The sequence below is a fragment of the Clavibacter rahimiani genome, assembly GCF_052654495.1.
This window is the reverse complement of sequence record NZ_CP199790.1, coordinates 1,751,102-1,773,662: the sequence shown is the minus strand read 5'-3', so window position 1 is coordinate 1,773,662 and position 22,561 is coordinate 1,751,102. Positions and strand designations below refer to the sequence as shown.

Sequence of the window (22,561 nt, the reverse complement as noted above, 5' to 3'; positions counted from 1 at the left end):
CGCCCCGCCCCGCGCCGTCCGGGCACGGAACGGCCCCCGCCTCGCGAGGAGACGGGGGCCGCGCCGTGCCGGGTGTCAGCGCATCACGAACCGGCGCGCGTCACGATCACGTCGAAGGTGGTCGTGCGGACGTTGCCCGCCCGGTCCTTCGCGGTGCAGGTGACGGTCGTCGTGCCGACGGGGAAGATCCCGCTGCGGGGCGGCACGCACACCACCCGCACGTTCCCGTCGCGGGTGTCGATGGCCGACGGGAGCGCGTACGGGACGCGCACCCCGGTGGCCTTCGTCGCGACCGCCCGGATGTCGTCGACGTCCGCGATGCGGGGCGCCGAGAGGTCAACCGGGCGGGCGGGCAGCTGCCGCGGGTCGACGATGCCCCAGTACGCGGGCGCGGCCTGCAGCTCGTCGTCGAACGGCAGCGGCTGCTCCCACGGACGCGCGATCGGCCACGTGCGCAGCCAGCTGCGCGCGTTGCTCGCGCCCCAGAAGGTGACCGAGTCGAGGGACGCGGCCTGCTGGCGGATCATGGCGAAGAGGTCGCGGTAGTAGTACCCGACCTCGGCGCCCGCCTGCGCGTCGTCCGCGTAGACCGGCGTGTACGGGTCCTGCGGCGCGCCGCTCACATCGGCGCCCTCGTTCTGGTTCGACGCGTTCACGTCGAGCTCGGTGATCGCCTGCAGCAGGCCCGTGTCGATGCGCTCGACCGCGCGGATCGAGTCGCGCAGCCACGAGACCGGCCGGGCGAAGTCGACGTGCGCCTGGTGGCCGACGCCGTCGATCGGGACGCCGCGCGCGACGAGCGCGGAGATCAGCTCGAGGTAGTCGGCGCGCTTCGTGGGCAGCTCGGTGTTGTAGTCGTTGATGAAGAGCTCGACGCCCGGGAAGTACTCCCGCGCGAGACGGAAGCCCTCGTCGACGAAGCCCTCGCCCAGCACCTGGAACCAGCGGCTGTCCCGCATGTCGTGCGGGTTGTCGTTCGGGCCGTCGTCGATGACCTCGTTCACGACGTCCATCGCCCAGATCGGGCTGTCCCCGTCGGGGTACCGCGCCGCGATGTGGTCGGCGATCCCCTTCACGTGCGCCTCCATGCGCGCCTTCAGGAGCGCCTGGTCGGCGGGGCTGTCGGTGAGCGGGCGGTCGCCGTCGAGGAAGAACCACGCGGGCGTCTGCGAGTGCCAGAACAGCACGTGGTAGTAGACGTCGATGTCGTTCGCGTCGGCGAAGTCGAGCAGCTGGTCGAGCTGGGTGAAGGTGAACTGCCCCTCGACCGGCTGGACGCTCTCGGGCTTGCCCGCGTTCTCGGGCGTGAAGGCGTCGAACTGGTGACGCACGAGGTCGGCTCCCGCGCCGACGGTCTCGCGACCGTCGATGGCGACGCCCACGTGCTCGATTCCCCGGGCGCCGAGGACGTCCTTCAGCGCCGGGATGTCGGTCTGCACGGGCGTCGCGACGGCCTCGCCGAGCTGGAAGTCGTCGAGGAGGAAGTCGGCGCCGACGGTGCCCTCGACGTAGACCTGCGCCCTGTCGACCGGGCCGCCCAGCGTGTACGTGCCCGTGAGCTCGGTCCAGGCGTCGGCCGTGACGCGCGCGGCCGCGCCGGCGACCCCGTCGTACCCGCTGCCGCCGCCGGTGTCGCGCTGCACGGAGACCTTCAGCGACGCGGGCTCCTCCCCCGCCGCCAGGCGGGCCCAGACCGTGACCTCGACCTGCTGGCCGACGGCGAGCGCGGAGGTCACGTCGAGGGCCGCGCCGTGCCACTCCTGCGTGCGGTCGGTCACGAGCAGGCTGCCCGAGCCGGTGTGGGCCGCCGTGCTCGGCGCGATGCGGACGCCGTCGCCGCGCGGCGCCCAGGCGCCGGTGCCGGACTCGAAGTCGGATCCGATGCCCGCGGGGACGGCGTCGACTGCCTGCGCGGCGGGCACGGCGAGCGCGCCGGCGCCCACCACGAGGCCGAGGGCGGTGAGGGCGGCGAGCCCGCGGCGCGGGGCCGGGCGGATGCCGCGGGTGCGGCCGCCGGCGGACCTGCTGCGGTCCGGGCGGGGAGGGCTGACGTCCGCGAGCGCGGACGGGGTGGTGCGGGGAATGCTCATCGTCGAACACCTTCCGTGTGGTCCGACGTCGATGTCGGATGCTCGCACCGTAGGCACCCACCCCCGTCGGGGGGCGGGGTTTCGAAAAACTTTGTTGCCGAAGGCAACCAACGCGAGGCGGCCCCCGTCCGCGCGAGGACGGGGGCCGCGGTGCGCTGCTCGGTGCGGATCAGCCCCGAGGCAGGGGCGGGCGTGCCGGGAGGCGGCTCTCGTCGACGATGCCCCAGTACGCGGGCATGGTCTCCTGGTGGTCGCCGAACGGGAGCGGCTGCTCCCACGGCTGGGCGACCGCGCTTCCCCGGAGCCAGCTGCGCGCGTCGTCCGATCCCCAGAAGGTGATGGAGTCGAGATCCGCCGCCTCCTCGCGGAACATGCGGAACAGGTCGCGGTAGAACCAGCCGACGGCCGCGGCCGTGTCGGCCGGGTCCGCGTAGATCGGGGTCAGCTTCCGGCCCCGGTTCCCGATCTCGGCGTTCGGCGCCTCCTGCGACGCCCCGACGTCGAGCTCGGAGACCGCCTCGAGGAGCTGCGGGTCGAGCGCCTTCACGGCCCGGATCGACGTGCGGAGCTCCTCGACGGAGCTGCGGATGCCGTCGTGCGTCTGGTGCGACACGCCCTCGACCGGCACGCCGCGCTGCAGCAGCGCCGAGATGAGCCCGAGGTAGTCGGCGCGCTTGCTCGGCACGTCGGTGTTGTACTCGTTGATGAAGAGCTCGACGCCCGGGAAGCGCGCCTTCGCGATGCGGAAGGCGTCGTCGACGAAGCCCTCGCCGAGCACCTGGAACCAGCGCGTGTCCTTCATGTCGTGCGGGTTGCCGTTCGGGCCGTCGTCGATGACCTCGTTGACGACGTCCATGGCCCAGATCGGGCTGTCCCCGTTCGGGTAGCGGGCGGCGATGTGGTCGGCGATCCCCTTCACGTGGGCGTCCATGCGCGACCGGAGGAGCGCCTGGTCGGCGGGGCTGTCCGTGAGCGGGCGGCCGTGGTCGAGGAAGAACCACGCGGGCGTCTGCGGCTGCCAGAAGTCGACGTGGTAGTAGACCTTCATGCCCTGGCGGTCGGCGAAGTCGAGCAGCTGGTCGAGGCCGCCGAAGTCGAAGCGGCCCTCGACGGGCTGGATCGCGTCGGCCTTGCCCGCGTTCTCGGGGGTGAGGGCGTCGAACTGGTGGGCGATGAGCGCCGCGGAGGCGCCCTGCACCTCGTCGCCGCCCATGGCGACGCCGACGTGCTCGATGCCCGCGGCGCCGAGGACGTCCTTGAGGCCGGGCACGGAGGTGCCGGGGACGGAGGCGCTCGCCGTGGATCCGGATCCGGCTGCGGATGCGGAGGCGGTCGGGACGCCGACGGCCGCGGTCGTGACGACGACGGCGGCGGAGGCGAGGGCGGCGAGGCCGCGGCGGCGGCGGCCGGAGCGGACGCGGCGCGTGAGGGAGTGCGCGGGGTTCGTGGCGGAGTCGGGACGGGGCGGGATGGAGGTCATGCATGCCTCTCGAGCGGTGGACGGGACACCGCGACCCTAGGGAGGACCGCCCGGTCGCCGAGCGGACTCCGGACAGGCGGCCCGACGACGGTCGCTCCGGCGTCCCCGGCTCACCCCGCCCGGCGGCCCGTCACGACCCGCGTCCCGTCGTCGTCGTCCGTCACGTCGCCGGGCTCGCCCGCCGGCGCGAGGCGCGCGTCCAGGCCGGCCGCGGCCAGCGCGTCGAGGGCGGAGGCGGCCTGCGCGTCCGCCACCTCGAGCAGGAGGATCCCGCCGGGCGCGAGCCAGTCGACGCTCCCCCGGGCGACGCGGCGCAGCACGTCGAGGCCGTCGTCGCCGCCGTCGCGGGTCGCCTCCGGCTCATGCAGGCGGGCCTCCGGCGGCAGCAGCGCGAGGCCGGCACGCGGGACGTAGGGCACGTTGGCGACGAGGACGCGGATCCGTCCGCGCAGGTCCGCGGGGAGCGCGTCCAGCAGGTCGCCCCGGTGCACCGCGGCGCCGCGCGGCACGAGGTTCTCCGCCGCGCACGCGACGGCGACGGGATCGACGTCGGCTGCGTGCAGGATCGCGCCGGGCACCTCGTCGGCGACCACGGCGGCGATCGCGCCGGAGCCGCAGCAGAGGTCGACGACGAGCGGATCCGGCACCCGGCGCGCCTCCGCGACGGCGGCACGGGCCAGCCGCTCGGTGCGCCGGCGCGGCACGAAGACGCCGGGGCGCACGATGATGCGCCGCCCGGCGAACGCGGCCCACCCGAGGACGGTCTCGAGCGGCTCCCCCGCCACGCGGGCGGCCGTCATGGCCTCGAGCTCGGCGGCCCGGGCTCCGCACGCGTCGTCGGGATGGCGGTCGGCCGCCTCCGCGACGAGCAGCGCGGCCTCCTCCTCGGCGAAGACGCAGCCCGCGGCGCGCAGCCGCGCGATCAGCGGGGCGGTGTCCGGCGCCCCACCGACGGCGAGCGGCCGGCTCAGACGAGCTCCGTGCTGCCGAGGTGCTCGAGGAGCGCCGCGACCCGGACGAGGTCGTCCCCGCGCACCGGCGGCACCGCCTCGCGGGCGGCCCGCTGGAGCCATGCGGCGCGGGCGGCACGGACGCCGGTGAGGAGCGTGCGGCCCGCGTCCGTCAGGCGCAGGAAGGCGCCGGCCTCGTCCTCCGACTCCACGACGAGGCCCTTGTGGAGGAGGGAGGCGAGGCTCGGCACGGTGGCGGCGCGCGCCGTCCGGGTGTCGAGCGCGAGCGAGGCCCGATCGGTCCGCTCGGCCCCGTCGAGCCGCCGGAGGATGAGGACCTGGACCCCGGTGAGCCCGTCCCAGCTCGGGTCCACGGAGGCGTCGATGCGCTCCGTGACCGCGGTGAGGGCGTCCGCGAGACGGGCCTGCGGGAGGGACGGATCGGTCATGGTTCTCCTGACGGTCGCGTGGCGGCCGGGTCGGGGCTCGTGGCTCCGCCCGGGGGCGTCGTGTGGCTCACGCTAGCCCTCTCGCGGCGGCGCGACCGGGCCCCGGCGAGGAGGTCCGGACGCGACGACGCCCGCCGCGGCGGAGGCCGGGGCGGGCGTCGTCGTGCCGGCGAACCGGCGGGCGATCAGGACCGGTACTGCGTGAAGTCCGCCGTCGCCGGGTCGGCGCCGAGGCGCGTGCCGGTCTCGAGCGTGTCGATCTCGGCGAGCTCCTCGACGGACAGCTCGACCTCGATGCTCTGGAAGTTCTGCACGATGCGCTCGGGCGTGACCGACTTCGGGATCACGATGCGACCCTGCGCGAGGTGCCAGGCGAGCACGATCTGCGCGGGCGTGGCGTCGTGCTCCTTCGCGAGGCGCGTGACGATCTCCGACTCGAGGTCGGCGCCCTGGCCGAGCGGGCTGTACGCCTCGACCTCGATGCCGCGCTCGACCGAGAAGGTCGAGAGGTCGTGCTGCTGGAACGTCGGGTGCACCTCGATCTGGTTGACCGCGGGCACGACGTCGGTCTCGGCCGCCAGCTTCTCCAGGTGCTCCGGCAGGAAGTTGGACACGCCGATCGCGCGGATGAGGCCCTCGGCGTGCAGCGCCTCGAACGTCTTCCAGGTCTCGACGTACAGGCCGTGCTTCGGGTAGGGCCAGTGGATGAGGTAGAGGTCCACCGCGTCGACGCCGAGCTTCCGGCGGCTGTCCTCGAAGGCGGTGCGGGCGCTGTCCGTGCCCTGGTCGCCGTTGCGGAGCTTCGTGGTGATGAAGAGCTCCTCGCGCGGGATGCCGGTCGCCTTGATGGCGGCGCCCACGCCCTCCTCGTTGTAGTAGCCGGCCGCGGTGTCGATGTGGCGGTAGCCCGCCTCGAACGCGCGCTCGACGGCCTGCTGGGTCTCCTCGGGCGGGGTCTGGAAGACGCCGAACCCGAGCTGCGGGATGGTGACGCCGTTGTTCAGGGTGATGAGGGGGGATGCCATGTGCTCTCGTCTTCTTCGTCTCGATGGTCACGGTGCGGGGTGCCGTGCTGCTCGCGCCCCGCGTCCTCCCACCGTACGCCCGGCTCGCTCCCGGACGACCGGCCGGGGAGGGCGCTCCGCTCGGAGCGAACAGGGCGGGCGCTCGGTGGATGCTCCGCCGTGCGGATCAGGCGGAGCGCCAGTCGTCGCTCGTGATGTGCGACCCGCCCTGCGGCCCCATCTGCAGCATCCCGCCGTCGACCGCCCAGGACGCGCCGGTCACGTAGCCGGCCCCGTCGGACGCGAGGAACGCGATGACGTCGGCGATCTCGTCCGCGTGGCCGGGGCGGCCGAGCGGGATCCCGGGGCGCGAGGTGCCGCGCGGGTCCTCGTCGGTCTGCCCCGTCATGGGCGTCGCGATCTCGCCGGGCGCGACGCTGTTGACGGTGATCCCGTGCTGCCCGAGCTCGATGGCCGCGGTCTTCACGAGGCCGCCGAGGCCGTGCTTCGCGGCGTCGTAGGCGCTCGCGCCCACCCGGGGCTGGTGCTCGTGGACGCTCGTGACGGCGATGATGCGACCGCCCGCGCCCTTCTCCACCATGATCCGCGCGGCCGCCTGCATCACGACGAAGGCGCCGGTGAGGTCGACGTCGAGCACGTGGGTCCAGCTGGCGAGGTCCACCTCGAGGAACGGGGAGCTGTCGCCCGTCCCGGAGTTGTTGACGAGCACGTCGACGCCGCCCAGCTCGCCGGCGAGCGCGGTGATCGCGTCGCCGGCGGTGGCGACCTCCGACGTGTCGAGGCGTGCGGTGACGGCGCGGACGCCGTGGGCGCGCACCTCCTCGGCGGTGGCCTCGGCGCCCGCCTCGTCCTCGTGCCAGGTGATGCCGACGTCCAGGCCGGCCTTCGCCAGCGCGACGGCGGTGGAGCGGCCGATGCCCGAGTCGGCACCGGTGACGATCGCTGTTCTCGGTGTGAAGTCCATGCTGGCGAGTCAACGCCGTGCTCCCGTGGGTGCCAAGGCCCGGGCGGGCGATCGGCGCGGATCCGCACGGCCCGGACGACGGGACGGGCGCCGCCCTCTCGCGAGGTGCGGCGCCCGTCGGGTCGTGCGATGCGGCGGATCAGCGGCCGGAGGTCTCCAGCACGTAGCCCTCCTCGCCGTGGACGATCGTGTCGATGCCCGCAATCTCGTCCTCGTTCTTCACCCGGAAGCCCATGGTCTTCTGGATGACGATGCCGATGACGTACGAGAGCACGAACGAGTAGATCAGCACGGCGAAGGCGGCGAGCGCCTGCTTGCCCAGCTGCTCGAGCGAGCCCGAGTACACGAGGCCGACGTCGGTGGCGAAGATGCCGATGTAGAGCGTGCCGATGAGGCCGCCGATGAGGTGGATGCCCACCACGTCGAGCGAGTCGTCGAAGCCGAGCTTGAACTTCAGCTCGATCGCCATGGCGCAGACGGCGCCGGCGACCAGGCCGAGCACGATCGCCCAGGTGGGCGAGAGCGAGGCGCACGCCGGGGTGATGGCCACGAGGCCCGCGACGGCGCCGGACGCGGCGCCGACCGAGGTGGGCTTGCCGTCGCGGATCTTCTCGACCACGAGCCAGCCGAGGATGGCCGCGGCGGGCGCCGCGATGGTGTTGAGGAACGCGATGGCCGCGATGCCGTCGGCCGCGAGCTCGGAGCCGGCGTTGAAGCCGAACCAGCCGAACCACAGCAGGCCCGCGCCGAGGAGGACGAAGGGCGGGTTGTGCGGCACGTGCATGCCCTTGGCGAACCCGACGCGCTTGCCGAGGACGAGCGAGAGCGCGAGCGCCGCGGCGCCGGCGTTGATGTGGACCGCCGTGCCGCCCGCGAAGTCGATGGCGCCGACGTTGTAGGCGATCCAGCCGCCGTCGGTGACCGCGCCGTCGGCGAGCGTGAAGTTGAAGACCCAGCTGGCGACGGGGAAGTAGACGACCGTGGCCCAGACGCCCGCGAAGACCATCCACGCGCCGAACTTGGCGCGGTCCGCGATGGCGCCCGAGATGAGCGCGACGGTGATGATCGCGAAGGTCGCCTGGAAGGCGGCGAAGGCGAGCGTCGGGTAGGCCGAGGTCTGCTCGCCGAGGGCCGCCGTGTAGGCGTCGCCGAGGCCGAGCTGGCCGAGGTCGATGCCGAGGATGCCGTCGATGCCGACGAAGCGCGCGTTGCCCGCGGCGCCGTCCGGCCCGTTCCCGAACGTGACCGCGTAGCCGTAGAGCACCCAGAGCAGCCCGATGAGGCCCATGGCCCCGAAGCTCATCATCATCATGCTGATGACGCTCTTGGCCTTGACGAGCCCGCCGTAGAAGAACGCCAGACCCGGCGTCATCAGGAGGACCAGCGCCGCGGCGATCAGGAGGAAGGCGGTGTTGCCTTGATCCATGGTGTTTCACCTCTCGTAGATCGTGCAGGGGGTCGCACCGGACGAGGGCGTGCTGCCGCCCGTGTGGTCGGGAGGTTCGGCGCGAGCCGTGTGCCGGGTACGCGTCCAGTGTCCGGGGGCGAGGTTTCACCGGCTCGCCGGACGTGTTTCGGGCGCGTTACACAGGTGCCGCCCGTGTGAACATCGTGTTTCCGCGCGCCTCGGGGGCGCTCCCGATCGCCTCCCGTCCAGGCCGGACGGAGCGCGATGGGCTAGAGGTCGCGCCCGGCGGCGGTGAGGGAGATGAGCCGCGAGATCGCGCGCAGGTACTTCTTGCGGTAGCCGCCGGCGAGCATCTCCGCGGAGAACGCCTCGTCGAACGGGGTGCCTGACGCGAGCAGCGGGATCTGCGCGTCGTACACGCGGTCGACGAACGCGACGAAGCGGAGCGCGTCGGTCTGGCCCTGCAGCTGCGTCACGTCGCGGAGCGCGATGACGTCGACGCCCTCGATGACCTTGACGTACTTGGAGGGGTGCAGCCGGGAGAGGTGCGCGACGAGCTCCGGGAAGCCGTCGACCGTCACCGACCGGCCGCCGGCCTGCGCGGCGTCGGCGCGCGCGTCGAGCTCGCCCGCCTCCACCGTGATCGCATGGCCCTCGAAGGCGCGGCGGCGGTAGTCGAGCCCGTCGATGCGGATCGTGTCGAAGCGGTCGCTCATGGCCTGGATCTCGCGGAGGAAGTCGGCCGCGGCGAACCGCCCCTCCCCCAGCGCGTTCGGCGGGGTGTTGCTCGTCGCGGCGATCCGGGTGCCGTCGGCGACGAGGTCGGAGAGCAGGCGCGTCATCATCATCGTGTCGCCCGGGTCGTCGAGCTCGAACTCGTCGATGGCCACGAGCGTCGCGCCGCGGAGGATCCCGACCGCGCCCTGGTAGCCGAGCGCGCCGACGAGCGCCGTGTACTCGATGAAGGTGCCGAAGTACTTCGGTCCCGGCATGGCGTGCCAGAGGGACGCGAGCAGGTGGGTCTTGCCGACGCCGAAGCCGCCGTCGAGGTACACGCCGGGCTTCACGGCCGGCGCCTTCCTGCGGGAGAAGAGGCCGCCGCGGGAGGCCTGGCGGTCGCCGGAGAACGCGCGGAGCACCTCGACGGCCTGCGCCTGCGTGTCGTACTCGGGGTCGGGCCGGTAGGTGTCGAAGCGCGCCTCGTCGAACTGGCGCGGCGGCACCAGGTGCGCCGCGATCTCCTCGCCCGTGATGCTCGGCGAGCGGCCGACCAGCGCTCCCGGCGCGGTGCCCTCCGCGTCGTGGCTCCGGGATCCGGTCTCGGCGTTCGTCACAGGTGGGTCTCCGGCTGTCATGGGAAGGTCCCGCGCATCGCGAACCGTTACCGTTGAGGGTGGTCGACGCGGCGCCCTCGGCGCCCGCGCGACACCTCAGACTAATCCGCGTCCCACCGAGCGCGGCCCCCGCGGCCGCGAGATCAGGAGAGCCCCATGGCCGTCGAGCCGGACACCACCCCCAGGTTCGCCGAGTACGCCCACCCGGAGCGCCTCGTCAGCGGCGACTGGCTCGAGGAGCGCCTCCAGGACGGCGCCCTCACGCCCGGCCTCGTGGTCGTGGAGTCCGACGAGGACGTGCTGCTGTACGAGACCGGCCACATCCCCGGCGCGGTCAAGCTCGACTGGCACACCGACCTCAACGACCCCGTGCAGCGCGACTACGTCGACGGCGCGCGGTTCGCCCAGCTCATGTCCGAGCGCGGCATCGCGCGGGACAGCACGGTCGTCATCTACGGCGACAAGAGCAACTGGTGGGCCGCGTACGCCCTGTGGGTGTTCACGCTCTTCGGCCACGAGGACGTCCGCCTCCTCGACGGCGGCCGCGACAAGTGGATCGCCGAGGGCCGCCCGACGACGACGGACCAGCCCGAGGTCACCCCCGTCGAGTACCCGGTCGTCGAGCGCCGCGACGAGGAGATCCGCGCGTTCAAGGACGACGTCCTCGCGCACCTCGGCAACCCGCTCATCGACGTCCGCAGCCCCGAGGAGTACACGGGCCAGCGCACCACCGCGCCGGCGTACCCCGAGGAGGGCTCGCTCCGCGCCGGCCACATCCCCACGTCGCGCAACGTGCCGTGGGCCAAGGCCGCGGCCGAGGACGGCTCCTTCAGGAGCCGGGCCGAGCTCGACGCGGTCTACCGCGAGGGCGCGGGCCTCGGCGACGGCGACGACGTCGTGGTGCTCTGCCGCATCGGCGAGCGCTCCAGCCACACCTGGTTCGTGCTCACGCACCTGCTCGGCTTCGAGGGCGTCCGCAACTACGACGGCTCCTGGACCGAGTGGGGCTCCGCCGTGCGCGTCCCCATCGTGCAGGGCGCCGAGCCGGGGGAGCTGCCCTCCCGATGACCGGCTCCCCCGCGCTGCCCGCGGCGCTCGCCGAGATCCGCGACGACTTCCTCGCGCTCGGGCAGCGCGACCGGCTGCTCCTCCTGCTCGACTTCAGCAACGAGCTCCCGGCGCTGCCCGCGCACTACGCCGAGCACCCGGACCTCCTCGAGCGCGTGGAGGAGTGCCAGTCGCCCGTGTTCATGTTCGTGGACGTCGTCGACGGCGGCGTCCACGTGCACGCGCAGGCGCCGGCCGAAGCCCCCACGAGCCGCGGCTTCGCGTCGATCCTCGCCCAGGGGCTCGACGGGCTCCCGGCCGACGAGGTGCTCGCCGTGCCCGACGACTACCCGTCGACCATCGGCCTCGACGCCGCCGTCTCTCCCCTGCGCATGCGCGGCATGACGGCGATGCTCGGGCGCGTGAAGCGCCAGGTGCGCGAGCGGCTCGCGGGATGAGGATCACGCGGGTCCTCCCCGTCGCGGGGGCGGGCGGCACGGCCGCCTCGCGCGGGCTGGAGGACGACGGCACCCGCGAGTGGCTCGAGGACCTCTACCGTCCGCTCTCCCCCGACCACGTGCGGCTCAACTTCGTGGCCTCCGTCGACGGGAGCGTCGTCGGCGCCGACGGGTCCTCCGACAGCCTCAGCAGCGTCGTCGACCGGCGGATCCTCGGGGTCATCCGGGAGCTCGCGGACGTCGTCCTCGTGGGCGCCGGCACGGTCCGCGCCGAGCGGTACGTCCTGCCCCGCCGCACGCCGCTGGCCGTCGCCACCTCCACGGGCGACCTCGAGGGCCACCGGTTCGACGCCGACGCCGCCGAGGGGCGCCTCCTCGTGCTCTGCCCGCCCGAGGCGCGCGACCGGGCCGTCGCGACCCTCGGCGGCGTCCCCGCGGAGATCGTGTCCGTCCCGCTCGGCGCGGCGGCCGACGGCCGCCTCGGCGGCGACGACGTGGTCGACGCGCTGCGCGGCCGCGGCCTCACGGGCATCGTCTGCGAGGGCGGGCCGGCGCTCGCCGCCGCGCTCCTCGCCGCGGGCCGCGTGGACGAGCTGTGCCTCACGACGTCGCCCGAGCTCGTCACCCCGCTCACGCCGCTGGTCCCCGCGGGCTCCGGCGTGCACGCGGCCATGCGCCTGGAGCAGCTGCTCGTCGACGACGACCACCGCACCTACGCGCGCTGGGCGGTCGGCCGGGGCTGATCCCCGTGGTCGCGCGGCAGCGCCGCCCCGGGGCGGGTGCGTCGTCGCGGCGTGGCTCCCGGACCCGGGCGCGGCGGACCCTAGTCTGCACACGTGGTAGAGACCCGTGACAGCCCCGAGGATCCGCCCGAGTTCCGCGCGGCGCTCGACGCCCTGCGCCGCGCGACCACGCGGTCGGAGCTCGTGCTGACGGAGATCCCCTCGCCGTCGAGCAGCCTGGCCCCGTACGCCGTGGCCCTCGCGGCCGACGTGTCCCCCTCGGGCCACGCCGCGGACTCCGAGCTCGGCACGGGCCGCTTCATCCTGCTGCACGACCCCGAGGAGCCGGACGCGTGGGGCGGCGCCTTCCGCATCGTCTGCTTCGCGCAGGCCCCGCTCGAGACCGACATGGGCACGGATCCGTTCCTCGCCGACGTCGCGTGGTCGTGGCTCGTCGACGGTCTCGCCTCCCGCGGCGCCCGGTACTCGGCGCCCTCGGGGACCGCGACCCGCATCATCAGCACCGGCTACGGCGAGCTGGCCCGGCAGGGCAGCGGCGCGAAGATCGAGCTCCGCGCCTCGTGGACCCCCGCGGACGCCGACGTGACCGCCCATGTGGAAGGCTGGGGGGAACTACTGTGCATGCTCGCCGGGCTGCCTCCCGCGGGCGAAGGAGTGACACTGCTATCAGCGCGACGCACCCGGACGTGAACGCCCCGTCCGACATCCCCGACCCCGACACCGCGACCCCGCCGCCTCCCGCGGCCACGCTGAGCCGTCCCGCCATGGGCGCGTCGCTGTTCTCCGACGTCCCGGGCTCGACCGCCACGGACGGGGTCACCGCCCGCACCCGGACCCGGACCCGCCGGGATCCGGCCGCCGAGGCGGCCGCTCCCGCAGCGCAAGCCGACCGTGCCGACGCCGACCCCGGCACCGCCCCCGAGGCTCCCGCCCCCGAGGGCGGTCGCCGCGGGTCCTCGCGATCCGGACGCCGGTCCTCCCCCGCCTCCGAGCCCGCCGGGCCATCCGCGGAGCAGCCGGCCGACGCCGACGCCCCCACCCGGGCGCCCCTCCGCGAGGTCACGGCCACGGGCGACCTCGGCGTCATCGACACGCGCGAGGACTACCTCCGCGCGGTCGAGGCCATCGCGGCCGGCACGGGCCCCATCGCCGTCGACGCCGAGCGCGCCTCCGGGTTCCGCTACAGCCAGCGCGCCTACCTGATCCAGGTGTTCCGCCGCGGCGCCGGCACCTTCCTCTTCGATCCGCCCGCCGTGGGCGACTTCTCCGAGCTCGACGCGGTCATCCGCGACGTGGAGTGGGTGCTGCACGCGGCGAGCCAGGACCTCGCGTGCCTCCGCGAGGTGGGCCTCGACCCGCAGCGGATCTTCGACACCGAGCTCGCGTCGCGCCTGCTCGGGCTGCCGCGCGTCGGCCTCGGCACCGTGGTGGAGGAGCTGCTCGGGATCCACCTGGCGAAGGAGCACTCCGCCGCCGACTGGTCGACCCGCCCGCTCCCCCGCGCCTGGCTCGTCTACGCCGCCCTCGACGTGGAGCTCCTCGTCGACGTGCGCGACGAGATCGCCCGGCGGCTCGAGGAGCAGGGCAAGACCGCCATCGCGGAGCAGGAGTTCGCCGCCACCATCGCGAAGGAGGCGAAGCCCGCCCGCGTCGAGCCGTGGCGTCGCCTCAGCGGCCTGCACGGGGTCCGCGGCGGCCGCAACCTCGCCGTCGCCAAGGAGCTGTGGGAGGCCCGTGACGCCTACGCGCGCGAGGTCGACACGAGCCCCGGTCGCCTCGTCCCCGACGGCTCGCTCGTCGCGGTCGCCCGCGTCCTGCCGCAGACCAAGCGCGACCTGGCCGCGGTCCGCGAGTTCTCGGGACGGGCGAGCCGCAGCGAGATCGACCGCTGGTGGGCCGCCGTCGAGCGCGGACTCGCCGCCACGGAGTTCCCGCAGCTGCGCGGCACGGGCGAGACCATGCCGCCGGCCAAGGCGTGGGCCGACAGGGACCCCGCCGCCGACCGCCGCCTGAAGCGCGCCCGCGTCGCCGTCCAGGAGGTCGCCACCTCCATGGCCGTGCCCCAGGAGAACCTGCTCACCCCCGAGGTCCTGCGCCGCGTCGCGTGGACGCCGCCCGCCGACCTCGCGCCCGAGGCCGTCGCCGCGGCGCTCGCGTCGTGGGGCGCCCGCCCCTGGCAGATCGAGGCGACGGCCGCTCCGGTGGCCGCGGCCTTTGTGGATGCGGACCAAGCCGACGACGCGACCGACGACGGGGCCTCGTAGGAACAGTCAACGGATTCGGCGCCCCATCGGCCTCTCCCTAGGGTGGGGGAAATCGATGCGAGGAGGCGTCAGTGGTCGAGAGAGCCGAAGTCCATTTCGTGGACGGGGTCCGCACCCCGTTCGGACGAGCGGGCGAGAAGGGCATGTACTGGCGGACCCGGGCCGACGACCTCGTCGTCAAGGCCATGATCGGGCTGCTGGAGCGGAACCCGCAGGTGCCGAAGGACCGGATCGACGAGGTCGCCATCGCGGCCACCACGCAGACGGGTGACCAGGGCCTCACCCTCGGCCGCACCGCCGCGCTCCTCGCGGGGCTCCCCCGCTCCGTCCCCGGCTTCGCGATCGACCGCATGTGCGCGGGCGCCATGACGAGCGTCACCGCGACCGCGGGCGGCATCGCGTTCGGCGCCTACGACCTCGCGATCGCGGGCGGCGTCGAGCACATGGGACGCCACCCGATGGGCTTCGACGCGGACCCGAACCCGCGCTTCCTCGCGGAGCGCCTCGTGAGCGAGGACGCCCTCAACATGGGCCGCACCGCCGAACGCATCCACGACCGCTTCCCGGGCCTCACCCGCGAGCGCGCCGACCGCTACGCGCTCGCCAGCCAGCAGAAGACCGCGCTCGCGTACGCCGCCGGCCACATCCAGCCGGACCTCGTCCCCGTCGCCACCCGGTCCGAGGAGGGCTGGGGCCTCGCGACCCGCGACGAGGCGATGCGCCCGGAGACGACGCTCGAGGGCCTCGCCGGCCTCCGCACCCCGTTCCGCCCGCACGGCCGCGTCACGGCCGGCAACTCGTCGGGCCTCAACGACGGCGCCACCGCCGCCCTGCTCGCGAGCGGCGACGCGGTGAAGGAGCTGGGCCTCGCGCCCAAGATGACCCTGGTGTCGTTCGCGTTCGCGGGCGTCGAGCCCGAGATCATGGGCATCGGCCCGGTCCCGAGCACCGAGAAGGCGCTTCGGAAGGCCGGCCTCACGATCGAGGACATCGGCCTCTTCGAGCTCAACGAGGCGTTCGCGATCCAGGTCCTCAGCCTCCTCGACCACTTCGGCATCGACGACGCCGACCCGCGCGTCAACGAGTACGGCGGCGCCATCGCCGTCGGCCACCCGCTGGCCTCGAGCGGCGTCCGGCTGATGAACCAGCTCGCGCGCCAGTTCGCGCAGCACCCCGAGGTCCGCTACGGCCTCACGGCGATGTGCGTGGGCCTCGGCCAGGGCGGCAGCGTCATCTGGGAGAACCCGCACTTCACCGGCAAGAGGAAGAAGAGGAACAAGTGACCGACACCAGCCGCTTCCGGGAGCTCGTGGCGCTCGATCCCGACGAGGTCGTCACGCACTCGCACGTCCGCGACGTGCCGCTGCCCTCGGGTGGCGTGCTGGCGCTCGTCACGCTCGACAACGGCCGTGACCACACGCGCCCGTCGACCCTCGGCCCGGCCACGCTCCTCGAGCTCGCGGACGCGCTCGACGGCCTGGCCGCCCGTGCCGACGCCGGGGAGATCCGCGGCGTCGCCCTCACCGGGAAGCCGTTCATCCTCGCCGCGGGCGCCGACCTCAGCAAGGTCGGCGAGATCCCGAGCCGCGAGGTCGGGCGCCAGATGGCGCAGCTCGGGCACGACACCCTCGGCCGGCTGCACCGCCTCGGCGTGCCGTCGTTCACGTTCATCAACGGGCTCGCGCTCGGCGGCGGGCTCGAGATCGGCCTGAACTCCGACTACCGCACGGTCGACGCCTCCGTGCCGGCCGTGGCGCTGCCCGAGGTCTTCCTCGGCATCATCCCCGGGTGGGGCGGCGCGTGGCTGCTCCCGAACTTGATCGGGATCGAGAACGCCCTCAAGGTGATCATCGAGAACCCGCTGAAGAACAACCGCACCCTGAAGGCGGCGGACGTGATGGAGCTCGGCATCGCCGACGCGTCCTTCCCGTCGGCGTCGTTCCTCGAGCAGTCGATCCGCTGGGCCGACGGCGTCCTCTCGGGCGCCGTCGAGGTGAAGCGGCCGAACGCGCCCGGGCGCCTCGAGCGCATCGCCAAGTGGGACGTCGCGATCGGCATCGCGCGGAGGTCGCTCGAGCAGCGCATCGGCACGGTCGCGCAGTCGCCGTACCGCGCCCTCGACCTGCTGCAGGCCGCCAAGCGGAGCACCCGCGAGGAGGGCTTCGCCGCTGAGGACGAGGCCCTCGCGGACCTCATCTCGGGCGACCAGTTCCGGGCCAGCATCTACGCGTTCGACCTCGTGCAGAAGCGCGCCAAGCGACCCGCGGGAGCCCCCGACAAGGAGCTCGCCCGGCCGATCACCAAGGTCGGCGTCGTCGGCGCCGGTCTCATGGCGTCGCAGTTCGCGCTGCTGTTCGTCCGTCGCCTGCAGGTGCCCGTGGTCATCACCGACCTCGACCAGGCGCGGGTGGACGCGGGCGTCGCGGGCATCCACAGCGAGATCCGGAAGCTCGCCGAGAAGGGGCGCATCTCCCCCGACGAGGCGAATCGGCTCACGGCGCTCGTCACGGGCACGACCGACAAGGCCGACTTCGCCGACGCGGACTGGGTCATCGAGGCCGTGTTCGAGGAGCTGGGCGTGAAGCAGGCCGTGTTCGCCGAGATCGAGCAGCACGTGTCCGAGACGGCGATCCTCGCCACCAACACGTCGAGCCTCTCGGTCGAGCGGATCGCGGAGCGCCTGGCGCACCCCGAGCGGGTCGTCGGCTTCCACTTCTTCAACCCGGTGGCCGTCATGCCGCTCATCGAGGTCGTGCGCACCCCGCAGACGACCGACGAGACGCTCTCGACGGCCATGCAGGTGGCGCGGAAGCTCAAGAAGAACGCGGTCATCACCCGGGACACCCCGGGCTTCGTGGTGAACCGGATCCTCGCCAAGGTGCTCGGCGAGGCCATGCACGCGGTGGACACGGGCACGCCGTTCGAGGTCGTCGACCGGTCGCTCGCGCCGTTCGGCCTGCCGATGACGCCGTTCGAGCTGCTCGAGCTGGTGGGCCTCAAGGTCGGCGCGCACGTGCTCGACACGCACCACGCCGCCTTCCCGGACCGCTTCTTCGAGAGCCCCAACCTGCACCGGCTCGCCGAGCTCGGTCGCATCTACGCGCGGGACGCCAAGGGACGGCCGACGGGCTTCGACAAGGAGGCCGTGCGCATCGTGAAGGGCGGCGACTCGCCCATGACGGCCGAGGAGATCCGCGCGCGCGTGGAGACCGGGCTCGCCGACGAGGTGCACCGCATGCTCGACGACGACGTGGTGCACGCGGCCGAGGACATCGACCTGTGCCTCATCCTCGGCGCCGGCTACCCGTTCCAGATGGGCGGCCTCACGCCGTACCTCGACCGCGTCGGGGCGAGCGAGCGGGCGTTCGGCGACACGTTCCACCACCCGCCCATCCGCGGCGTGGCGTAGGGACCGCACGCGAGAGGGCCCGGCCGCATCGGCCGGGCCCTCTCGCGTGCGCGGACGGTCAGGCCTGCTCGTCGTCCTCGTGGGCGATGGACACGCGCTCCCCGTCCTCGGGCAGCGGCCGGGCGGCGGGCACGCGGCTGCCGAGCACCTGCGCGACGACGTCGCGCGCGATGTGCTGCGGCGTGAGCCCCACGCGCTCGAGGATCTCCGAACGGGTGCCGTGGTCGAGGAACTCGTCCGGGAGGCCCAGCTCGGTCACGCCCGTGTCGATGCCGGCCTCGCGGAGGTCCTGGCGGATCCGCGTGCCGATGCCGCCGACCACGACGCCGTCCTCGATGGTGACCACGAGCCGGTGGCTGCGCCCGAGCTCGACGACGCTCCGCGGCACGGGGACGACCCAGCGCGGGTCGACCACGGTGGCGCCGATGCCCTGCGCGGCGAGGCGCTCGGCGACCTCGATGCCCATCTTCGCCATGGGCCCGACGGTGACGATGAGCACGTCCTCGGACGTCGACTCGTGCAGCACGTCCACGCCGTCGGGGAGCCGGCGGATCGCCTCGATCTCGTCGCCGACGCTGCCCTTGGAGAAGCGCACCACGGTGGGCCCGTCGTCGACCTTCACGGCCTCGCCCAGCTCCTCGCGGAGCCGCGTGGCGTCACGCGGGGCGCTGAGGCGGATGTGCGGCACGATCTGCAGCAGCGCGAGATCCCACATGCCGTGGTGGCTGGGACCGTCGGGGCCGGTGACGCCCGCGCGGTCGAGCACGAAGGTCACGCCCGCGCGGTGCAGCGCCACGTCCATGAGCACCTGGTCGAACGCGCGGTTGACGAAGGTGGCGTAGAGCGCGACGACGGGGTGCAGGCCGCCGTAGGCGAGGCCGGCGGCGCTCGTGACGGCGTGCTGCTCCGCGATGCCGACGTCGTGCACGCGGTCGGGGTGCTTCTCGGCGAAGCGGTGGAGGCCCACGGGACGGAGCATGGCGGCGGTGATCCCGACGATGCGCGGGTCCTCGTCGGCGAGGGCGAGGATCTCGTCGGCGAACACGCTGGTCCAGCTCACGGCCTGCGAGGGATCGATCGGCTCGCCCGTCTCGGGGTCGATCTGCCCCACCGCGTGGAACTGGTCGGCCACGTCGCGGCGGGCGGGCTCGTAGCCGCGCCCCTTCTCCGTGATGGCGTGCACGATGACGGGTGCGCCGTAGTCGCGCGCCTGCCGGAGCGCCTCCTCCATGGCCGCCTGGTCGTGCCCGTCGATGGGGCCGAGGTACTTGATGTCGAGGTTCGAGTACAGCGCCTCGTTGTCCGTCACGCGGGTGAGGAACCCGTGCAGCCCCCCGCGGAGGCCGCGGTAGAGGCTGTCGCCGGGTGCCCCGAAGACGGCGAAGACGCGCTGGCTCGTCTCGTAGAGCCCGCGGTAGGTGCGGCGCGTGCGCACGGTGTTGAGGAACCGGGCCATGCCGCCGATGGTCGGCGCGTAGGAGCGGCCGTTGTCGTTGACGACGATGATGAGCTTCCGCGTGTTGTCGTCGGAGATGTTGTTGAGCGCCTCCCACGTCATGCCGCCGGTGAGGGCGCCGTCGCCGACCACCGCGACCACGTGGCGGTCGGTCTGCCCCGTGATCCCGAAGGCGCGCGAGATGCCGTCGGCCCAGCTGAGCGAGCTCGATGCGTGCGAGCTCTCGACGATGTCGTGCTCGGACTCCGCGCGCTGCGGGTACCCGGCGAGGCCGCCGGACTCGCGCAGCCGGGAGAAGTCCTGGCGGCCCGTGAGGAGCTTGTGGACGTAGGACTGGTGGCCGGTGTCGAAGACGATGGGGTCCTTGGGCGAGTCGAACACCCGGTGGATCGCGAGCGTCGTCTCGACGACGCCGAGGTTCGGCCCGAGGTGGCCGCCCGTCTTGGAGACCTCCGCGACGAGGAACTGCCGGATCTCCGCGGCGAGCTCGAGCATCTGCTCGGGGCTCAGCCGATCGAGGTCCCGGGGTCCCGTGATCGTCTCGAGGATTCCCATGCTGACCGCCTTCCCATCGGACGCCATGTCGCGACGTCCGCCTCATCGAGTGTACGCAGGGCCCTGCATGCACGAAGGAGGCCGGGCGTCGCCGCCCGGCCTCCTCAGCCTCCTGTTACGCGACCAGGCTGCGCAGCACGTACTGCAGGATGCCGCCGTTGCGGTAGTAGTCCGCCTCGCCGGGGGTGTCGATGCGGACGACCGCGTCGAACTCCACCGTCTCCTTGCCCGCGGGCGAGTCGGAGGTGGGCGCCGCGACGACGCGCACGGTGCGCGGCGTGGTGCCCGAGTTCAGCTCCTCGAGGCCCGTGATGCTGATCTCCTCGGTGCCGTCGAGCCCGAGCGTGTCCCAGGTCTCGCCCGCGGGGAACTGCAGCGGGACGACGCCCATGCCGATGAGGTTCGAGCGGTGGATGCGCTCGAAGCTCTCGGTGATGACCGCCTTGACGCCCAGCAGGCTCGTGCCCTTGGCCGCCCAGTCGCGCGACGAGCCGGAGCCGTACTCCTTGCCGCCGAGGATGACGAGCGGGGTGCCCGCCGCCTGGTAGTTCTGCGCCGCGTCGTAGATGAACGACTGCGGGCCCTCGGGCTGCGTGAAGTCGCGGGTGTAGCCGCCCTCGACGCCGTCCAGCAGCTGGTTGCGGAGGCGGATGTTCGCGAACGTGCCGCGGATCATGACCTCGTGGTTGCCGCGACGCGAGCCGTAGGAGTTGTAGTCCTTCCGCCCGACGCCGTGCTCCTCGAGGTAGTGGCCCGCGGGGCTGTCCGCCTTGATGGATCCGGCGGGACTGATGTGGTCGGTCGTGACCGAGTCGCCGAGCTTCGCGAGGACGCGCGCGCCGGCGATGTCCGAGACCGGCGTGGTCTCCATCGTCATGCCCTCGAAGTACGGGGGCTTCCGGACGTAGGTGGACTCCGCGTCCCACTCGAACGTCGCGCCCGTGGGCGTGGGGAGCGAGCGCCAGCGCTCGTCGCCGTCGAAGACGCCGGCGTACTGGTGCGTGAACATGCCCGTGTCGATGGAGCTGTCGATGGTCGACTGGACCTCGTCGGCGTCGGGCCAGATGTCCTTGAGGAACACGTCGTTGCCGTCGGGGTCCGTGCCGAGCGCGTCGGTGTCGAAGTCGAAGTTCATCGACCCGGCCAGCGCGTACGCGATGACCAGCGGCGGGCTCGCGAGGTAGTTCATCTTCACGTCGGGGTTGATGCGGCCCTCGAAGTTGCGGTTGCCCGAGAGGACGGCCGTCACGGCGAGGTCGTTGTCCTGGACCGCGGTGGAGATCTCGTCGAGCAGCGGGCCGGAGTTGCCGATGCAGGTGGTGCAGCCGTAGCCGACCGTGTAGAAGCCGAGGTCCTCGAGGTACGTCGTGAGGCCGGACTTCTCGTAGTAGTCGGTGACGACCTTGGACCCGGGCGCGAGCGTCGTCTTCACCCACGGCTTGGCCTTCAGGCCCTTCTTGCTGGCGTTGCGGGCGAGGAGCCCGGCCGCGAGCATGACCGACGGGTTGGACGTGTTCGTGCAGGACGTGATGGCCGCGATGGCGACGGCGCCGTGGTCGAGCGTGAAGTCCCGCCCGTCCTCGAGCGTCACGCGCGTGGGCTTCGTGACCGACGTCGGGCTCTGCGACGCGTGGTGCGTCGCGTGCATGGAGTGCTCGTCCTCGGGCTGCAGCTCGCCCGGGTCGGACGCGGGGAAGCTCATCGCGCTCGCGAGGTCGACGATGTCGTGGTCGGTCTGCGCGTAGTCGTTGAGGTCGCGCTCGAACTGCGACTTCGCGTCGGTCAGCTCGATGCGGTCCTGCGGGCGCTTCGGGCCGGCGATGGAGGGGACGACCGTGGAGAGGTCGAGCTCCAGGTACTCGCTGAAGGCGGGCTCCACGTCGGCGTCGTGCCAGAGCCCCTGCTCCTTCGCGTACGCCTCGACGAGCGCGACCTGTTCCTCGCTGCGGCCGGTGAGGCGCAGGTACTCGAGGGTGACGTCGTCGATGGGGAACACGGCGGCGGTCGAGCCGAACTCGGGGCTCATGTTGCCGATGGTGGCGCGGTTGGCGAGCGGGACGGCGCCGACGCCGGTCCCGTAGAACTCGACGAACTTGCCGACGACGCCGTGCTTGCGGAGCATCTGCGTGATGGTGAGCACCACGTCGGTCGCGGTGACGCCCGTGGGGATCTCGCCCGAGAGCTTGAAGCCGACGACCTTGGGGATGAGCATCGAGACCGGCTGGCCGAGCATGGCCGCCTCCGCCTCGATGCCGCCGACGCCCCAGCCGAGGACGCCGAGGCCGTTGACCATGGTGGTGTGCGAGTCGGTGCCGACGCAGGTGTCGGGGTAGGCCTGGAGCACGCCGCCCACCTCGCGCGTCATGGTGACGCGGGCGAGGTGCTCGATGTTGACCTGGTGGACGATGCCGGTGCCGGGCGGGACGACCTTGAAGTCCTCGAACGCCGTCTGGCCCCAGCGGAGGAACTGGTACCGCTCGCCGTTGCGCTCGTACTCGATGTCGACGTTGCGCTCGAGCGCGTCCTCGGAGCCGAAGAGGTCGGCGATGACCGAGTGGTCGATGACGAGCTCGGCGGGCGCGAGCGGGTTGATCTTCGTGGGGTCGCCGCCGAGCTCCCCGACCGCCTCGCGCATGGTCGCGAGGTCGACGATGCAGGGCACGCCGGTGAAGTCCTGCATCACGACGCGCGCGGGCGTGAACTGGATCTCGGTGTCGGGCTCGGCCTCGGGCGCCCAGTCGCCGAGGGCGCTGATCTGGCTGCCGGTGACGTTCTTGCCGTCCTCCGTGCGGAGCAGGTTCTCCAGCAGCACCTTGAGGCTGAACGGGAGACGCTCGTGGCCCGCCACGGTGTCGATGCGGTAGATCTCGTAGTCGGTGTCCCCGACGCGGAGTGTGTCCTTCGCGCCGAAGCTGTTGATTGCAGACAC

Annotated in this window: 17 protein-coding genes; 7 read left to right on the top strand and 10 right to left on the bottom strand. The window is 73.1% G+C overall.

The features are described from left to right. Nucleotides 1-83 precede the first annotated feature (83 nt). From ACT7CP_RS08400 to zapE, 8 genes are all read right to left on the bottom strand, one after another. On the bottom strand, nucleotides 84-2,090 hold the full coding sequence (locus tag ACT7CP_RS08400; protein ID WP_445441874.1) for an endo-1,4-beta-xylanase: 2,007 nt from the start codon (nucleotides 2,088-2,090) through the stop codon (nucleotides 84-86). 169 nt (nucleotides 2,091-2,259) lie between these two features. Next, nucleotides 2,260-3,570, bottom strand: coding sequence for an endo-1,4-beta-xylanase (locus tag ACT7CP_RS08395; protein ID WP_445441873.1), 1,311 nt, complete (start codon nucleotides 3,568-3,570; stop codon nucleotides 2,260-2,262). A 110-nt stretch (nucleotides 3,571-3,680) separates the two neighbouring features. Beyond that, entirely contained in the window at nucleotides 3,681-4,493 is an 813-nt protein-coding gene (locus tag ACT7CP_RS08390; RefSeq protein WP_445443975.1) for a putative protein N(5)-glutamine methyltransferase, read from the bottom strand. 44 nt (nucleotides 4,494-4,537) lie between these two features. After that, nucleotides 4,538-4,969, bottom strand: coding sequence for a MarR family transcriptional regulator (locus ACT7CP_RS08385; protein WP_445441872.1), 432 nt, complete (start codon nucleotides 4,967-4,969; stop codon nucleotides 4,538-4,540). Between the two features lie 185 nt (nucleotides 4,970-5,154). Then, complete coding sequence (locus ACT7CP_RS08380) at nucleotides 5,155-5,994, bottom strand: aldo/keto reductase (RefSeq protein ID WP_413962974.1); 840 nt, start codon at nucleotides 5,992-5,994, stop codon at nucleotides 5,155-5,157. Nucleotides 5,995-6,160: 166 nt separating this feature from the next. Next, a complete protein-coding gene (locus ACT7CP_RS08375) occupies nucleotides 6,161-6,958 on the bottom strand; it encodes an SDR family oxidoreductase (protein ID WP_445441871.1) in 798 nt (265 codons plus the stop codon). Between the two features lie 139 nt (nucleotides 6,959-7,097). Beyond that, complete coding sequence (locus ACT7CP_RS08370; RefSeq protein WP_413962976.1) at nucleotides 7,098-8,384, bottom strand: ammonium transporter; 1,287 nt, start codon at nucleotides 8,382-8,384, stop codon at nucleotides 7,098-7,100. A gap of 251 nt (nucleotides 8,385-8,635) precedes the next feature. After that, nucleotides 8,636-9,700, bottom strand: coding sequence for a cell division protein ZapE (gene zapE / locus ACT7CP_RS08365; RefSeq protein ID WP_445441870.1), 1,065 nt, complete (start codon nucleotides 9,698-9,700; stop codon nucleotides 8,636-8,638). 156 nt (nucleotides 9,701-9,856) lie between these two features. Here zapE and ACT7CP_RS08360 point away from each other — a divergent pair, with 156 nt between their 5' ends. The 7 genes from ACT7CP_RS08360 to ACT7CP_RS08330 all read left to right on the top strand — a co-directional run bounded on the left by ACT7CP_RS08360 (nucleotide 9,857) and on the right by ACT7CP_RS08330 (nucleotide 17,621). After that, nucleotides 9,857-10,768: a sulfurtransferase gene (locus ACT7CP_RS08360; RefSeq protein ID WP_445441869.1), complete on the top strand. Its 912-nt coding sequence runs from the start codon at nucleotides 9,857-9,859 to the stop codon at nucleotides 10,766-10,768. After that, nucleotides 10,765-11,205 (top strand): SufE family protein, encoded by a 441-nt coding sequence (locus ACT7CP_RS08355; protein WP_413962979.1) that lies wholly within the window; start codon nucleotides 10,765-10,767, stop codon nucleotides 11,203-11,205. The genes ACT7CP_RS08360 and ACT7CP_RS08355 overlap by 4 nt, the downstream gene beginning before the upstream one ends. Next, on the top strand, nucleotides 11,202-11,948 hold the full coding sequence (locus tag ACT7CP_RS08350) for a dihydrofolate reductase family protein (RefSeq protein ID WP_413962980.1): 747 nt from the start codon (nucleotides 11,202-11,204) through the stop codon (nucleotides 11,946-11,948). Before ACT7CP_RS08355 ends, ACT7CP_RS08350 begins: the two co-directional genes overlap by 4 nt. 93 nt (nucleotides 11,949-12,041) lie before the next feature. Then, the gene (locus ACT7CP_RS08345) at nucleotides 12,042-12,638 is read left to right on the top strand and encodes a DUF3000 domain-containing protein (protein ID WP_307501086.1); all 597 of its coding nucleotides are present in this window, start codon (nucleotides 12,042-12,044) and stop codon (nucleotides 12,636-12,638) included. A 395-nt stretch (nucleotides 12,639-13,033) separates the two neighbouring features. Then, the gene (locus ACT7CP_RS08340; protein WP_445443974.1) at nucleotides 13,034-14,212 is read left to right on the top strand and encodes a ribonuclease D; all 1,179 of its coding nucleotides are present in this window, start codon (nucleotides 13,034-13,036) and stop codon (nucleotides 14,210-14,212) included. 71 nt (nucleotides 14,213-14,283) lie between these two features. Further along, complete coding sequence (locus tag ACT7CP_RS08335; RefSeq protein ID WP_413962981.1) at nucleotides 14,284-15,495, top strand: thiolase family protein; 1,212 nt, start codon at nucleotides 14,284-14,286, stop codon at nucleotides 15,493-15,495. Then, nucleotides 15,492-17,621, top strand: a complete 2,130-nt coding sequence (locus ACT7CP_RS08330) for a 3-hydroxyacyl-CoA dehydrogenase NAD-binding domain-containing protein (protein ID WP_445441868.1) — start codon at nucleotides 15,492-15,494, stop codon at nucleotides 17,619-17,621. Before ACT7CP_RS08335 ends, ACT7CP_RS08330 begins: the two co-directional genes overlap by 4 nt. A 58-nt stretch (nucleotides 17,622-17,679) precedes the next feature. Here ACT7CP_RS08330 and dxs read toward each other — a convergent pair whose 3' ends face one another. Together dxs and acnA are read right to left on the bottom strand one after the other, a co-directional pair. Further along, nucleotides 17,680-19,632, bottom strand: coding sequence for a 1-deoxy-D-xylulose-5-phosphate synthase (gene dxs / locus ACT7CP_RS08325; protein ID WP_445441867.1), 1,953 nt, complete (start codon nucleotides 19,630-19,632; stop codon nucleotides 17,680-17,682). Between the two features lie 115 nt (nucleotides 19,633-19,747). Continuing rightward, a complete protein-coding gene (gene acnA / locus ACT7CP_RS08320; protein ID WP_445441866.1) occupies nucleotides 19,748-22,561 on the bottom strand; it encodes an aconitate hydratase AcnA in 2,814 nt (937 codons plus the stop codon).